Here is a 13,133-nt window from a genome sequence, read left to right as displayed (position 1 = left end):
GGCGAGTACGTGCGGTTCCTGGAAGTGGACGACGGCATTGACGTCATCCTCTTCGACAGGCTCATCCTTGCGTATTATGACCGGGCAGAAAAGCGTATTATCCGGATCGACTGACCACAAAAAGTGTTACCTGTGTGCCCGGTCTGATCTGTTACCCATGTGCCCGGTCGTACCTGAATGCGCACCCTACGGGAGCACGTTCAATACGCATCGGCGACAAACGGTGAATTTTCTGTAGGGTCGCCATTCATGGCGACCATCGACAACGCCCGTTACTGCTGCGGACGAATCGGAATCAGATATTCGCAGCGAATCTCCATTGGCGGCTCGCTGCGCTTCTTGCCACCGTGCGTATAGAAGCGCTCAATATCCTGGCCCTGACGGCGCACCAGGCCGAGGGTCGGCATACAGGTGCCGTACAGCAGCAGAATAAACTCCTGCAGCGCAGTGCGCGGTCCCTGATAGCTGAACTGCACATAATCCCCGGCTTCCAGAATCACGCTCTGGTTTGACTGCATGCTCAGCGCCTGCTGGTCGGCCGGCACCGCCGTGGTGTACAGAATCTCCTGCTCATCATCCTTCTCATGGCTGGCGCGTACCTGATGCAGGCCGTACAGCACCGGCGGCACGGTATCGGTTTCCAGCAGGAACTGCTTCCAGAAGTGGATGCGCATCTCGTCGCGGTAGCTGGAGATCTGCTCCAGCGTGCAGGTATAGCTTTGCGTTTGCCCCACCAGCACCGTTTCCGGCAGCGTGACGAACTGCGCTTGCGGCATCGGGTAATCATCGAGGCGAATCGGCGGGCGAATGCCGTACGAATTCCACTCCGACGAGCGGCGATACCACGCAGGTGTCTGATTAAACTGCTTTTTAAACGCGCGGGTAAAGGTTTGCTGCGAATCGAAGCGATACTGCAGCGCAATGTCGAGGATTGGCCGGCTGGTGAGACGCAGCGCGACGGCGGCCTTGGACAGCCGGCGGGCGCGGATATACGCGCCGATGGCGTGGCCAGTAACTTCCTTGAACATTCGCTGCAGGTGCCACTTGGAATAGCCCGCTTTTAGCGCAACGTTATCGAGCGAAAGGGGTTGATCCAGATGGCTTTCCAGCCAGACAAGCAAATCGCGAATGATACCGGCTTGGTCCATAAAACATCCTCATAACTCTCTGGTGGCGCAACGATGAAGTCACCGAATAGTAGCACGAATTGCACAACGGCGCGGGGGTGGTTTGCCAGTTAACTGTGCTACATCAATGCGGGTTGAAACCCGTTAGGTTTGGTTCTCGGTTCGATTAACAGTACATTACATTCACATCTATTCCGTTTGCAATGGTAACTCAATGACAATAGCTCGCAATCTTATAGTCACGCTGGCAACATTTATGTTGAGTCAGAGCGTGCTGGCCGAGGAGATCGGCTCCGTTGACACCGTATTCAAGATGTTTGGCCCCGATCATAAGATCGTGGTGGAAGCCTTCGACGACCCCGACGTTAAAAATGTAACCTGTTATATCAGCCGGGCAAAAACCGGCGGTATTAAGGGCGGACTGGGTCTGGCGGAAGATACTTCCGACGCGGCCATCTCCTGTCAGCAGGTGGGACCGATAGAGCTTAGCGATAAAATCGCGCAGGGCAAGGCGCAGGGTGAAGTGGTGTTCCGCAAACGCACTTCGCTGGTGTTTAAAAAGCTGCAGGTGGTGCGCTTCTTTGACCAGAAACGTCATGCGCTGGTGTATCTGAGCTATTCGGATAAAGTGGTCGATGGCTCACCGAAAAATGCGCTGAGCGCGGTGCCGATTATGCCGTGGCACTGAGCCGATAAAAAAACGCCCTGACGGGCGTTTTTTTGTTTCGCGACGGACGCTTAATCCTGCAGCTCGCCGCAGAAGCGGTAGCCTTCGCCGTGGATAGTGGCGATGATTTCCGGCGTATCCGGCGTCGACTCAAAGTGTTTGCGGATGCGGCGAATAGTAACATCCACCGTGCGGTCATGCGGCTTCAGCTCGCGACCGGTCATCTTCTTCAGCAGGTCAGCTCGCGTCTGGATTTTGCCCGGATTTTCACAGAAGTGCAGCATGGCGCGGAACTCACTGCGCGGCAGCTTGTACTGATCGCCGTTCGGGCTGATCAGCGAGCGGCTGTTAATATCCAGTTCCCAGCCGTTGAAGCGATAGCTCTCGACCTGACGGCGCTCTTCGCTCGGCATCGCCAGATTCATGGTACGCGACAGCAGGTTGCGCGCACGAATCGTCAGCTCACGCGGATTGAACGGCTTGGTGATGTAGTCGTCGGCACCGATCTCCAGACCGAGGATTTTATCCACTTCGTTATCACGGCCGGTGAGGAACATCAGGGCGACGTTAGCCTGTTCGCGCAGTTCACGCGCCAGCAGTAAACCGTTTTTGCCCGGCAGGTTGATATCCATAATCACCAGATTGACGTCGTTATCGGTCAAAACCTGATGCATCTCGGCGCCGTCGGTGGCTTCATAGACCACGTAACCTTCGGCCTCAAAAATACTTTTGAGGGTGTTACGCGTGACCAGTTCGTCTTCAACGATAAGAATGTGCGGGGTCTGCATGTTTCGCTACCTAAAATTTGCCAACAAATCGAAAACAGGGCGTACGGCGGTTGCCATAACTGTTCCACTGAACAGTGGGCCGTTCGCAACCGGTGTACGAAATGATCTTCGGAATACACCATCCATCTACGTCAACTTCAGTGTTAGCTCAGCCAGTCAGGATGAATATTTGCGTGCCCCGTGGGTATCGGACTGGCGCTTATCCTAACCGTATTAACAGCAACCTAACAGCACCAACAACAACCGATAAGCATAAAAACAACGCTTCGTTGACTTATATCAAATGCAAGTGTAGCACGTTAACACTTTTATGAAAAACTTCTACTGGAATGCCAGCTTAGCTCACAAAAAGCAGCATTTTCGCTACATTTCAGCTGCATCAGCGCAAAAGTAAAACCTGCAGGTAATAACTTTTCAATTGCATGAAAAATAATGTTTTAATATGGGTTTAGCGCATAAATTTTGCTTATTACGCATAATTACGCCTGCCCGGCATTTTTGCCCTGTTTTAACATCCTTAACATCTTATTTTCTCAGGCCCGTGCGGTTGGTATTTTGTCGCCTGCATGCCAACATAGGTCGGGTTATTAACCGTTCGATGGAAAAATCATGCATTTCCCCCTGATCCTTGTCTCACCCGCTCGCCCGGAGAATATCGGCGCGGCCGCCCGCGCCATGAAAACCATGGGATTTAGCGAGTTGCGTATTGTCGCCAGTGACGCCTGGCAGGATCCGGCCGCGCGGCGTGTGGCCCACGGCGCCGGTGAGATTCTTGACCACGTGAAAACCTATGACACGCTGAGCGCTGCGCTGGCGGATGTCGATTTTTCCGTGGCCACTACCGCCCGCAGCCGGGCGAAGTTTCGCTATTACGCCACGCCGGCGCAGGTCGAAACCATCCTGCAGGAGAAGCGTCAGTGGCTGAATCGCATCGCGCTGGTGTTTGGCCGTGAAGACAGCGGGCTGACTAATGAGGAGCTGGAACAGGTCGATCTGCTGACCGGCATTCCGATGGCGCAGGACTATCCTTCACTGAATCTCGGCCAGGCGGTGATGGTGTACTGCTATCAGCTGTCGGCGCTGCATCAGGTGGCAGCCGCGCCGGTTGAGGCGGCTAACGCGCAGCAGCTGCAGGCGCTGCGCCAGCGTTTTCATCAACTGCTGGTGACGCTGGAGGTCAGCAATGATGCCAAGCTGGCGGACTGGATCGATCAGCGCATCGGTCTGCTTGAGCAGCGCGACAGCGCCATGCTGCACCGTTTGCTGCACGACGTAGAAAAAAAACTTATAGATAATTGCTCGGGAAAACCGGCTCCGGACAGTGAGTGATCGGGCGTCTGTAACGCTGCCTGAACGATCGCAATCCGTTTCGGCGTCTGCGGCGCAGCACTGCGCAGCAGCACCATTCGGGTGCAAAGACAAATTCGTTGACTTAACGTGCGCTTTGCTTTACTTCTGGAAGGCAGACGGACAAGACAAAGACAGACAGAAAAAATCTCAATGCGTAACCACAGCCTGAACACCACCATTATTATTACCACCACCATTACCACAGGTAACGGTGCGGGCTGACGCATACAGGAAAAACAAAAGAAAGAAGCCCGCACCTCAACAGTGCGGGCTTTTTTTTCGGCAAAAATTCAGGAGAGCTTCAATCATGCGAGTGCTGAAATTCGGCGGAACCTCGGTAGCCAATGCGGAACGTTTTCTCCGCGTGGCAGACATTCTGGAAAGCAATGCGCAACAGGGACAGGTTGCCACCGTGCTCTCTGCGCCAGCGAAAATCACCAATCATCTGGTAGCGATGATTGAGAAAACCATCAGCGGCCAGGATGCGCTGCCGAATATCAGCGATGCCGAACGCATTTTTGCCGAACTGCTGCAGGGGCTGGCCGACGCTCAGCCAGGTTTCGATTACGATGGCCTGAAAACCCGCGTTGAGCTGGAGTTTGCGCAGCTGAAACAGGTGCTGCACGGCATCAGCCTGCTGGGGCAGTGCCCGGATGCCGTGAACGCCGCCATTATCTGTCGCGGTGAGAAGCTGTCGATTGCCATCATGGAAGCGCTGCTGCAGGCGCGCGGCCACAAAGTGACGGTGATCGATCCGGTCGAGAAACTGCTGGCGGTGGGCCACTATCTTGAATCGACCGTGGATATCGCCGAATCCACCCGGCGTATCGCGGCCAGCCAGATCCCGACCGACCACATGATCCTGATGGCGGGCTTCACCGCCGGCAACGAGAAGGGCGAGCTGGTGGTGCTGGGGCGCAACGGCTCCGACTACTCGGCGGCCGTGCTGGCGGCGTGTCTGCGCGCGGACTGCTGTGAAATCTGGACCGATGTCGATGGCGTTTACACCTGCGATCCGCGTCAGGTACCGGATGCGCGTCTGCTGAAGTCGATGTCTTATCAGGAAGCGATGGAGCTCTCCTACTTTGGTGCCAAAGTGCTGCACCCGCGCACCATCGCGCCGATTGCCCAGTTCCAGATTCCGTGCTTAATCAAAAATACCGCCAATCCTCAGGCGCCAGGCACTCTGATTGGCGGCGAAGGCGAAGTGGATGAAAATCCGGTAAAAGGCATCACCAATCTGAATAACATGGCGATGTTTAACGTCTCCGGTCCGGGCATGAAAGGGATGGTGGGCATGGCGGCGCGCGTCTTTGCCGCGATGTCGCGCACCGGCATTTCCGTGGTGCTGATTACCCAATCCTCCTCCGAATACAGCATCAGCTTCTGCGTGCCGCAGAGTGAGCAGGCGCGCGCGCGTCGCGTGCTGGAAGAGGAATTCTACCTCGAACTGAAAGATGGCCTGCTCGATCCGCTCGACGTGCTGGAGCAGCTGGCGGTGATTTCGGTGGTGGGCGACGGCATGCGCACGCTGCGCGGCATCTCCGCTAAATTCTTCTCGGCGCTGGCACGCGCCAACATCAATATCGTGGCGATTGCTCAGGGCTCCTCTGAGCGCTCCATCTCCGTCGTGGTCAGCAACGATGACGTCACCACCGGCGTGCGCGTGGTGCATCAGATGCTGTTCGCCACCGATCAGGTGATCGAAGTGTTTGTGGTGGGCGTCGGCGGTGTCGGTGGCGCGCTGCTTGAGCAGCTGCATCGTCAGCAGGCGTGGCTGAAGGGCAAGCATATCGATCTGCGCGTGTGCGGCATCGCCAATTCGCATGCGCTGCTGACTAACGTGCACGGCATCGACCTCAGCAACTGGAAGGCGGCGCTGGCGGAAGCCAAAGAGCCGTTTAACCTCGGCCGGTTGATTCGTCTGGTGAAGGAGTACCATCTGCTCAACCCGGTGATCGTCGACTGTACCTCCAGCCAGGCGGTGGCCGATCAGTACGCGGACTTCCTCGCCGAAGGTTTCCATGTGGTCACGCCAAATAAAAAGGCCAATACCTCGTCGTGGAATTACTACCAGCAGATGCGTGCGGCGGCGGCGAAATCGCGCCGTAAGTTCCTTTACGACACCAACGTCGGTGCCGGTCTGCCGGTGATTGAAAACCTGCAGAACCTGCTGAACGCCGGCGATGAGCTGATCAAGTTCTCCGGCATCCTGTCGGGCTCGCTGTCGTTTATCTTCGGCAAGCTGGATGAGGGCGTGACGCTGTCCGAAGCCACCCGCATGGCGCGCGAGCTGGGCTTTACCGAGCCGGACCCGCGTGACGATCTGTCCGGTACTGACGTGGCGCGTAAACTGCTGATTCTGGCGCGTGAGGCGGGTCATCAGCTGGAGCTGAGCGACATCGACATCGAACCGCTGCTGCCCGCCAGCCTGACGGACATCGCCGACGTCGATCAGTTTATGGCGCGGCTGCCGGAGCTGGACAACGCCTTTGCCGCGCGCGTTGCCAAAGCGCGTGATGAGGGTAAAGTGTTACGCTTCGTCGGCGCGATTGAAGAGGGCGGCGCCTGCAAAGTTAAAATCGATGCGGTGGACGGCAACGATCCGCTGTACAAAGTGAAGAACGGCGAGAACGCACTGGCGTTTTACAGCCGCTATTATCAGCCGATCCCGCTGGTTCTGCGCGGATATGGCGCGGGGAATGATGTCACCGCGGCGGGTGTGTTTGCCGATTTGCTGCGCACGCTGACGTGGAAGTTGGGAGTTTAATGATGGTAAAAATTTATGCACCGGCCTCGATAGGTAACGTCAGCGTCGGCTTTGATGTGCTGGGCGCGGCGGTTTCGCCGGTGGATGGCTCGCTGCTGGGCGACTGCGTGTCGGTCGAAGCGGCAGACCAGTTTAGCCTGCAGAATAAAGGGCGCTTTGTCAGCAAACTGCCCGCCGAACCGCAGGAAAACATCGTTTACCAGTGCTGGCAGCGTTTCTGCCAGGCGATTGGTAAAGACGTTCCGGTGGCGATGACGCTGGAGAAAAACATGCCGATTGGTTCAGGCCTCGGTTCCAGCGCCTGCTCGGTAGTGGCCGGCCTGATGGCGATGAATGAGTTCTGCGGCCAGCCGCTTAACGACACCGAGCTGCTGGCGCTGATGGGCGAGCTGGAAGGGCGCATCTCCGGCAGCGTGCATTATGACAACGTCGCGCCGTGCTTCCTCGGCGGCGTACAGCTGATGATTGAAGAGAACGGGATCATCAGCCAGGAGGTGCCGTGCTTTGATGACTGGCTGTGGGTAATGGCTTATCCGGGCATCAAAGTCTCCACGGCGGAAGCACGCGCCATCCTGCCGGCGCAGTATCGCAAGCAGGATGCCATCAAACATGGTCGTCTGCTGGCCGGCTTTATTCACGCCTGCCACACCCGTCAGCCGCTGCTGGCGGCTAAACTGATGCAGGATGTGATCGCCGAGCCGTATCGCACCAAACTGCTGCCGGGCTTTGCTGAGGCGCGGCAGGCGGCCAGCGACATTGGCGCGCTGGCCTGCGGTATTTCGGGCTCTGGCCCGACACTTTTCGCCGTTTGCAACGAGATGGCAACGGCACAGCGGATGGCGGACTGGCTGAGCCAGCACTATCTGCAGAATGAGGAAGGCTTCGTCCATATCTGCCGTCTTGATACGGCTGGCGCACGTAAACTGGGATAACGCATGAAACTCTACAATCTTAAGGATCATAACGAGCAGGTTAGCTTCGCGCAGGCCGTGAAACAGGGCCTCGGCTCGCAGCAGGGGCTGTTTTTCCCGCTGGAACTGCCGGAATTCGAGCTGACCGACATTGATGCGATGCTGGGGATGGATTTCGTCAGCCGCAGCAGCAAGATTCTCTCTGCTTACATCGGCGATGAAATTGCCGCGCACCAGCTGGCCGAGCGCGTGAAGAACGCCTTTGCTTTCCCGGCACCGGTGAGCCAGGTGAGCGACGATGTGGCCTGCCTGGAACTGTTCCACGGTCCGACACTGGCGTTTAAAGATTTCGGCGGGCGCTTTATGGCGCAGATGCTGTCGTACGTGTCTGGCGCGGATGAGCAGATCACCATTCTGACCGCGACCTCCGGCGATACCGGCGCAGCGGTGGCGCACGCATTCTACGGCATGGAAAACGTGCGCGTGGTCATCCTGTATCCGCAGGGCAAAATCAGTCCGCTGCAGGAGAAGCTGTTCTGTACGCTGGGCGGCAACATTGAAACTATCGCGATCGACGGCGACTTCGATGCCTGCCAGGCGCTGGTTAAGCAGGCGTTTGATGACGAAGAGCTGAAGAAAGCCATCGGCCTGAACTCGGCAAACTCCATCAATATCAGCCGCCTGCTGGCACAGATTTGCTATTACTTCGAGGCGGTGGCGCAACTGCCGCAGGAGAAACGTAATCAGCTGGTGGTGTCGGTGCCAAGCGGTAACTTTGGCGATCTCACGGCCGGTCTGCTGGCGAAATCGCTCGGTCTGCCGATCAAGCGCTTTATCGCCGCGACCAACGCCAACGACACTGTGCCGCGCTTCCTTGCCGACGGTCAGTGGCAGCCGAACGCGACCGTGGCAACGCTGTCGAACGCGATGGATGTCAGCCAGCCTAACAACTGGCCGCGTGTGGAAGAGCTGTTCCGCCGCAAAACCTGGCGCCTGACCGATCTGGCCTACGGCGCGGTGTCGGATGAGACCACCAAAGCCACTATGCGCGAGCTGGCAGAGCTGGGTTACCTGTCAGAACCGCACGCGGCGATTGCCTATCGTCTGCTGCGCGATCAGCTGCAGGAAGGGGAGTTTGGCCTGTTCCTCGGCACCGCGCATCCGGCGAAGTTTAAGGAGAGCGTGGAAGAGATTCTCGGCCAGCCGCTGCCGCTGCCGGAAGCGCTGGCCGCGCGCGCCGATTTGCCGCTGCTGTCGCATGCCATGAAGGCGGATTTCACCGCGCTGCGGGCGTTTTTGCTGAAGTAAATACCCAACGGGCCGGTCACTTCGGCCCGTTATGCATTTTTCTGGCGGCGCGATTTAACGCGCGGGTTTTTAACAGACGCGCAATGATTTGCGCCGCTACGATTCAGGTGAAGCTGGCGTTATTGCTCGCGGCGCTTAAATACCAGCTCGTTACCCTTACTCTCCGCCGCATCAAAGAAATAACCGTCAACATCAAACTTCTTCAGCTGCGTCGGTTTCGTCAGGCGCTTCTCAATCACATAACGGCTCATCAGGCCACGCGCCTTCTTGGCGTAGAAACTGATCACCTTGAACTTACCGTTTTTCTCATCGAGGAACACCGGCTTAACCAGCTCGGCATTCAGCTGCTTCGGCTTGATGGCTTTGAAATACTCATCGGAGGCGAGGTTGATCAGCACGTCATCGCCCTGTTCCGCCAGCGCGTCGTTGAGCTTTTGCGTCAGCAGGTCGCCCCAGAAGCTGTAGAGATCTTTGCCGGCCGGATTCGCCAGTTTGATGCCCATCTCTAAACGGTACGGCTGCATCAAATCCAGCGGGCGCAGCAGGCCGTACAGCCCCGAAAGCATGCGCAGGTGTTTTTGGGCAAAATCAAAGTCGGCCTCGCTGAAGCTCTCAGCCTGCAAACCGGTATAAACATCACCTTTGAAGGCCAGAATCGCCTGCCGCGCATTATCGGGTGAGAAGGGCGGCTGCCACTGGCTGAAACGGTCGGCGTTGAGGTGCGCCAGTTTGTCGCTGATGCCCATCAGCGAAGCGATTTGCGCCGGGGAAAGATCGCGCGCCACGTCAATCAGCTGCTGTGATTTTTCTAACAGCGCCGGTTGGGTAAACCGTGAGGTTGCCAGCGGGCTTTCATAATCCAGTGTCTTGGCTGGCGAGATAACCATCAGCATTGTGTCTGTCCTCGTTGACCCGCTGTTTTCAGGGGATAGATGGGAAAAATGTCGCGACGAGTGTAGCAAAAAAGCTGCACGGATCGGCAAATCGCTCCCATTTGTTAGCGCTATCGTAAAGGGCACGCGGCGATGTTGCGCCGCTTAGCCTGCGTGATATTATCGCAACAGCCTTTTACACCCTGACAGTCAACTTAAGAGAAAAGAGAACCATGACGGACAAACTTACTTCCTTGCGTCAGCTGACTACTGTGGTCGCCGACACCGGTGATATCGCGGCAATGAAACTCTACCAACCGCAGGATGCCACCACTAACCCTTCTTTGATCCTCAACGCTGCGCAAATCCCTGAATACCGCAAACTGATTGACGAAGCCATTAGCTGGGCACGTCAGCAGAGCAGCAACAAAGAAGAGCAGCTGGCGCTGGTTTCAGACAAGCTGGCCGTCAACATTGGTCTGGAAATTCTCAAACTGATCCCGGGACGTATCTCTACTGAAGTTGACGCGCGGCTCTCTTACGACACCGAAGCGAGCATCGCGAAAGCACGCAGCCTGATCAAGCTGTACAACGATGCCGGCATCAGCAACGATCGTATCCTGATCAAACTGGCCTCAACCTGGCAGGGCATCCGCGCGGCGGAGCAGCTGGAGAAAGAAGGCATCAACTGTAACCTGACGCTGCTGTTCTCCTTCGCCCAGGCGCGTGCCTGTGCCGAAGCGGGCGTGTTCCTGATTTCGCCATTTGTTGGCCGTATCCTCGACTGGTACAAGCAGAACACCGACAAGAAAGAGTACGCAGCGCATGAAGATCCAGGCGTGGTATCCGTGTCTGAGATCTACAACTACTACAAGCAGCACGGCTATGAAACCGTGGTGATGGGCGCCAGCTTCCGTAACGTCGGCGAAATCATTGAGCTGGCCGGTTGCGACCGCCTGACTATCTCTCCGGGCCTGCTGAAAGAGCTGGCCGAGAGCGAAGGCAGCGTAGAGCGTAAACTGAGCTACAGCGGCGAAGTGAAAGCGCGTCCGGCTAAAATGACCGAAGCGGAATTCCTGTGGCAGCACAACCAGGATCCAATGGCGGTGACCAAACTGGCCGAAGGTATCCGCAACTTTGCCATCGACCAGGGCAAACTTGAGAAGATGATCGCCGAACTGCTGTAAGGTGATGTGCCGTGGCGGCTGCCGGTCGCCACGGTTTTCGCGTTTCCCTCGCTGATGCTTTGTATTATCCTTTCTGCCATTCCCCTTTTTCTCACCGCCCCGCGGTCAACACAGCGATAACTCTATGGATACTTTACGTATTGGCTTAATTTCCGTGTCCGATCGGGCCGCTAACGGCATCTATCAGGATCAGGGCATTCCGGCGCTGGAAAGCTGGCTTAGCGCTGCGCTGGCGACACCGTTTGAGATTGACACCCGCCTGGTGCCGGATGAACAGCCGATGATTGAGCAGGCGATTTGCGAGCTGGTCGACGAACGTTTTTGCCACCTGGTGCTGACCACCGGCGGTACCGGTCCGGCCCGGCGCGACGTCACGCCGGATGCGACCTTAGCGGTAGCCGACCGCGAGATGCCCGGCTTTGGCGAGCAGATGCGGCAGATCAGCCTGCAGTTTGTGCCGACCGCGATTCTGTCACGCCAGGTGGGCGTGATCCGCAAGCAGTCGCTCATCCTCAACCTGCCGGGACAGCCGAAATCGATTAAAGAGACGCTGGAAGGGTTGAAAGCGGATGACGGCACGGTGAAAGTGCCAGGGATTTTCGCGGCTGTACCCTATTGTTTACAGCTGCTGGAAGGGCCTTACGTCGAAACCCACCCGGAGGTGGTAGCAGCTTTTCGCCCGAAAAGCGCACGACGTGAGACAAACGTCTGAAAATTGCCGTTTTCAGGCATAAAATGCAGAGTGACTGGTGTGGCAAAATATTGACGGTATAGTAACCTCAGCTTTACAACTATACTGATATAGCCTCTGGATACCGCACTCTTATGGATTCGCTGACAACGCGTCGACTCAACCGCCAGGACTACAAAACCCTGGCGCTGGCTGCCCTGGGCGGGGCGCTGGAATTCTACGATTTTATCATCTTCGTCTTCTTCGCTGCGGTGATTGGCGAGCTGTTCTTTCCGCCAGACATCCCGGAATGGCTGCGTCAGGTGCAGACCTTTGCCATCTTCGCCGCCGGTTATCTGGCGCGTCCGCTGGGTGGCATCATCATGGCGCACTTTGGCGACAAAGTCGGGCGCAAGAAGATGTTCAGCCTGAGTATTCTGCTGATGGCGCTGCCGACGCTGGCGATGGGCGCGCTGCCCACCTACGCCAGCATTGGCATTGCCGCACCGTTACTGATGCTGCTGATGCGCGTATTGCAGGGCGCGGCCATTGGCGGCGAGGTGCCGGGCGCGTGGGTGTTTGTTGCGGAGCATGTGCCGGAGAAGCGTATCGGTTTTGCCTGCGGCACGCTGACTGCAGGCTTAACCGCCGGCATTCTGCTCGGTTCGCTGGTGGCGACGGTGCTGAATACTTCGCTCTCGCCGGCGGCGATACGCGATCACGGCTGGCGCATTCCTTTCTTCCTCGGCGGCCTGTTTGGCCTGCTGGCGATGTATCTGCGTCGCTGGCTGCATGAAACCCCGGTATTTCGTCAGATGCAGCAGCGCAAAGCGCTGGCGGAAAAGCTGCCGCTACAGACCATCCTCGCCAGCCATAAGCGCGGCATTGCGGTGTCGATGCTGCTTACCTGGCTATTATCAGCCTGTATTGTGGTGGTGATTCTGATGGCGCCGACGCTGATGCAGAAACAGCATGGCGTGCCGGCGGCGCTCAGTCTGCAGGCCAACAGTTTCGCGACCGTGATGCTGCTGATCGGCTGCGTGCTGGCGGGCTGGATTGTCGATCGCTACGGTGCGGCGCGCACCTTGCTGATCGGTTCGCTGCTGCTGGCGCTGTGCAGCTGGAGCTTTTTCCAGCAGCTTGGTGGCACGCCGCAGATGCTGTTCATCTGGTACGGTCTGGCGGGACTGAGCGTGGGCGTGGTCGGCGTGGTGCCGTTTGTTATGGTGCGGGCGTTTCCGGCGGCGGTGCGCTTCACCGGCATTTCCTTCTCTTACAACGTGTCGTACGCCATCTTTGGCGGCCTGACGCCGATCAGCGTGACGCTGATGATGTCGCTGACGCCGATGGCGCCGGCCTGGTACGTGCTGGCGCTGGCGCTGATCGGCATGCTGGTGGCGCTGTGGTTATGGCATGACAGCCGCCAGGCTAATGCGCAGCTGGATGTCTCGCTGCATTCATCGTAATGACAGCGCGCGGAGCG

12 protein-coding genes and 1 other annotated feature are annotated in these 13,133 nt (G+C 57.4%); of the genes, 9 read left to right on the top strand and 3 right to left on the bottom strand.

Going from position 1 to position 13,133, the window contains the following annotated elements; genetic code table 11:
• Positions 1 to 272: 272 nt before the first annotated feature.
• A complete protein-coding gene (gene robA, locus CBW22_RS22350) occupies positions 273 to 1,148 on the bottom strand; it encodes an MDR efflux pump AcrAB transcriptional activator RobA (protein WP_021508651.1) in 876 nt (291 codons plus the stop codon).
• A gap of 193 nt (positions 1,149 to 1,341) precedes the next feature.
• Between robA and creA the strand changes: the two genes are divergently transcribed.
• On the top strand, positions 1,342 to 1,815 hold the full coding sequence (gene creA / locus CBW22_RS22345; RefSeq protein ID WP_022548913.1) for a protein CreA: 474 nt from the start codon (positions 1,342 to 1,344) through the stop codon (positions 1,813 to 1,815).
• Between the two features lie 50 nt (positions 1,816 to 1,865).
• Here the strand turns inward: creA and arcA are convergent, their stop codons facing one another.
• On the bottom strand, positions 1,866 to 2,582 hold the full coding sequence (gene arcA, locus CBW22_RS22340) for a two-component system response regulator ArcA (RefSeq protein WP_021508652.1): 717 nt from the start codon (positions 2,580 to 2,582) through the stop codon (positions 1,866 to 1,868).
• A 609-nt stretch (positions 2,583 to 3,191) separates the two neighbouring features.
• Between arcA and CBW22_RS22335 the strand changes: the two genes are divergently transcribed.
• The 5 genes from CBW22_RS22335 (at position 3,192) to thrC (ending at position 8,921) form a co-directional block, all read left to right on the top strand.
• Positions 3,192 to 3,911 carry a tRNA/rRNA methyltransferase gene (locus CBW22_RS22335; RefSeq protein ID WP_031279901.1) on the top strand — a complete coding sequence of 240 codons (720 nt, stop codon included), beginning with the start codon at positions 3,192 to 3,194 and terminating at the stop codon, positions 3,909 to 3,911.
• 171 nt (positions 3,912 to 4,082) lie between these two features.
• Positions 4,083 to 4,154, top strand: coding sequence for a thr operon leader peptide (gene thrL / locus CBW22_RS26555; RefSeq protein WP_128601299.1), 72 nt, complete (start codon positions 4,083 to 4,085; stop codon positions 4,152 to 4,154).
• Positions 4,090 to 4,213 (top strand) — a sequence feature (Thr leader region). Its footprint overlaps the gene before it by 65 nt.
• Positions 4,214 to 4,239: 26 nt before the next feature.
• A complete protein-coding gene (gene thrA, locus CBW22_RS22325) occupies positions 4,240 to 6,702 on the top strand; it encodes a bifunctional aspartate kinase/homoserine dehydrogenase I (RefSeq protein WP_021508654.1) in 2,463 nt (820 codons plus the stop codon).
• 2 nt (positions 6,703 to 6,704) lie between these two features.
• A complete protein-coding gene (thrB, locus tag CBW22_RS22320) occupies positions 6,705 to 7,634 on the top strand; it encodes a homoserine kinase (protein ID WP_058757229.1) in 930 nt (309 codons plus the stop codon).
• 3 nt (positions 7,635 to 7,637) lie between these two features.
• Positions 7,638 to 8,921 carry a threonine synthase gene (gene thrC / locus CBW22_RS22315; RefSeq protein WP_088517902.1) on the top strand — a complete coding sequence of 428 codons (1,284 nt, stop codon included), beginning with the start codon at positions 7,638 to 7,640 and terminating at the stop codon, positions 8,919 to 8,921.
• Positions 8,922 to 9,040: 119 nt separating this feature from the next.
• Here the strand turns inward: thrC and yaaA are convergent, their stop codons facing one another.
• Positions 9,041 to 9,814, bottom strand: coding sequence for a peroxide stress protein YaaA (gene yaaA / locus CBW22_RS22310; RefSeq protein ID WP_058776217.1), 774 nt, complete (start codon positions 9,812 to 9,814; stop codon positions 9,041 to 9,043).
• 212 nt (positions 9,815 to 10,026) lie between these two features.
• Here yaaA and tal point away from each other — a divergent pair, with 212 nt between their 5' ends.
• From tal to CBW22_RS22295, 3 genes are all read left to right on the top strand, one after another.
• On the top strand, positions 10,027 to 10,980 hold the full coding sequence (tal, locus tag CBW22_RS22305) for a transaldolase (RefSeq protein ID WP_058757131.1): 954 nt from the start codon (positions 10,027 to 10,029) through the stop codon (positions 10,978 to 10,980).
• A gap of 124 nt (positions 10,981 to 11,104) precedes the next feature.
• The gene (mog, locus tag CBW22_RS22300; protein WP_021508659.1) at positions 11,105 to 11,692 is read left to right on the top strand and encodes a molybdopterin adenylyltransferase; all 588 of its coding nucleotides are present in this window, start codon (positions 11,105 to 11,107) and stop codon (positions 11,690 to 11,692) included.
• Between the two features lie 113 nt (positions 11,693 to 11,805).
• Positions 11,806 to 13,116: an MFS transporter gene (locus CBW22_RS22295; RefSeq protein WP_058757129.1), complete on the top strand. Its 1,311-nt coding sequence runs from the start codon at positions 11,806 to 11,808 to the stop codon at positions 13,114 to 13,116.
• The last annotated feature ends 17 nt before the right edge of the window (positions 13,117 to 13,133 follow it).

The organism is Pantoea sp. VS1 (assembly GCF_002207995.1).
Classification (GTDB): Bacteria; Pseudomonadota; Gammaproteobacteria; order Enterobacterales; family Enterobacteriaceae; genus Pantoea; species Pantoea dispersa.
This window is presented reverse-complemented; position numbering and strand designations above follow the sequence as displayed.

What these genes read in the sequence shown, in the direction of transcription:
- CBW22_RS22335 (WP_031279901.1), top strand. Translation starts at nt 3,192, where the DNA reads ATGCATTTCCCCCTGATCCTTGTCTCACCCGCTCGCCCGGAGAATATC.
- yaaA (WP_058776217.1), bottom strand. Translation starts at nt 9,814, where the DNA reads ATGCTGATGGTTATCTCGCCAGCCAAGACACTGGATTATGAAAGCCCG.
- thrB (WP_058757229.1), top strand. Translation starts at nt 6,705, where the DNA reads ATGGTAAAAATTTATGCACCGGCCTCGATAGGTAACGTCAGCGTCGGC.
- robA (WP_021508651.1), bottom strand. Translation starts at nt 1,148, where the DNA reads ATGGACCAAGCCGGTATCATTCGCGATTTGCTTGTCTGGCTGGAAAGC.
- mog (WP_021508659.1), top strand. Translation starts at nt 11,105, where the DNA reads ATGGATACTTTACGTATTGGCTTAATTTCCGTGTCCGATCGGGCCGCT.
- thrA (WP_021508654.1), top strand. Translation starts at nt 4,240, where the DNA reads ATGCGAGTGCTGAAATTCGGCGGAACCTCGGTAGCCAATGCGGAACGT.
- tal (WP_058757131.1), top strand. Translation starts at nt 10,027, where the DNA reads ATGACGGACAAACTTACTTCCTTGCGTCAGCTGACTACTGTGGTCGCC.
- thrC (WP_088517902.1), top strand. Translation starts at nt 7,638, where the DNA reads ATGAAACTCTACAATCTTAAGGATCATAACGAGCAGGTTAGCTTCGCG.
- arcA (WP_021508652.1), bottom strand. Translation starts at nt 2,582, where the DNA reads ATGCAGACCCCGCACATTCTTATCGTTGAAGACGAACTGGTCACGCGT.
- creA (WP_022548913.1), top strand. Translation starts at nt 1,342, where the DNA reads ATGACAATAGCTCGCAATCTTATAGTCACGCTGGCAACATTTATGTTG.
- CBW22_RS22295 (WP_058757129.1), top strand. Translation starts at nt 11,806, where the DNA reads ATGGATTCGCTGACAACGCGTCGACTCAACCGCCAGGACTACAAAACC.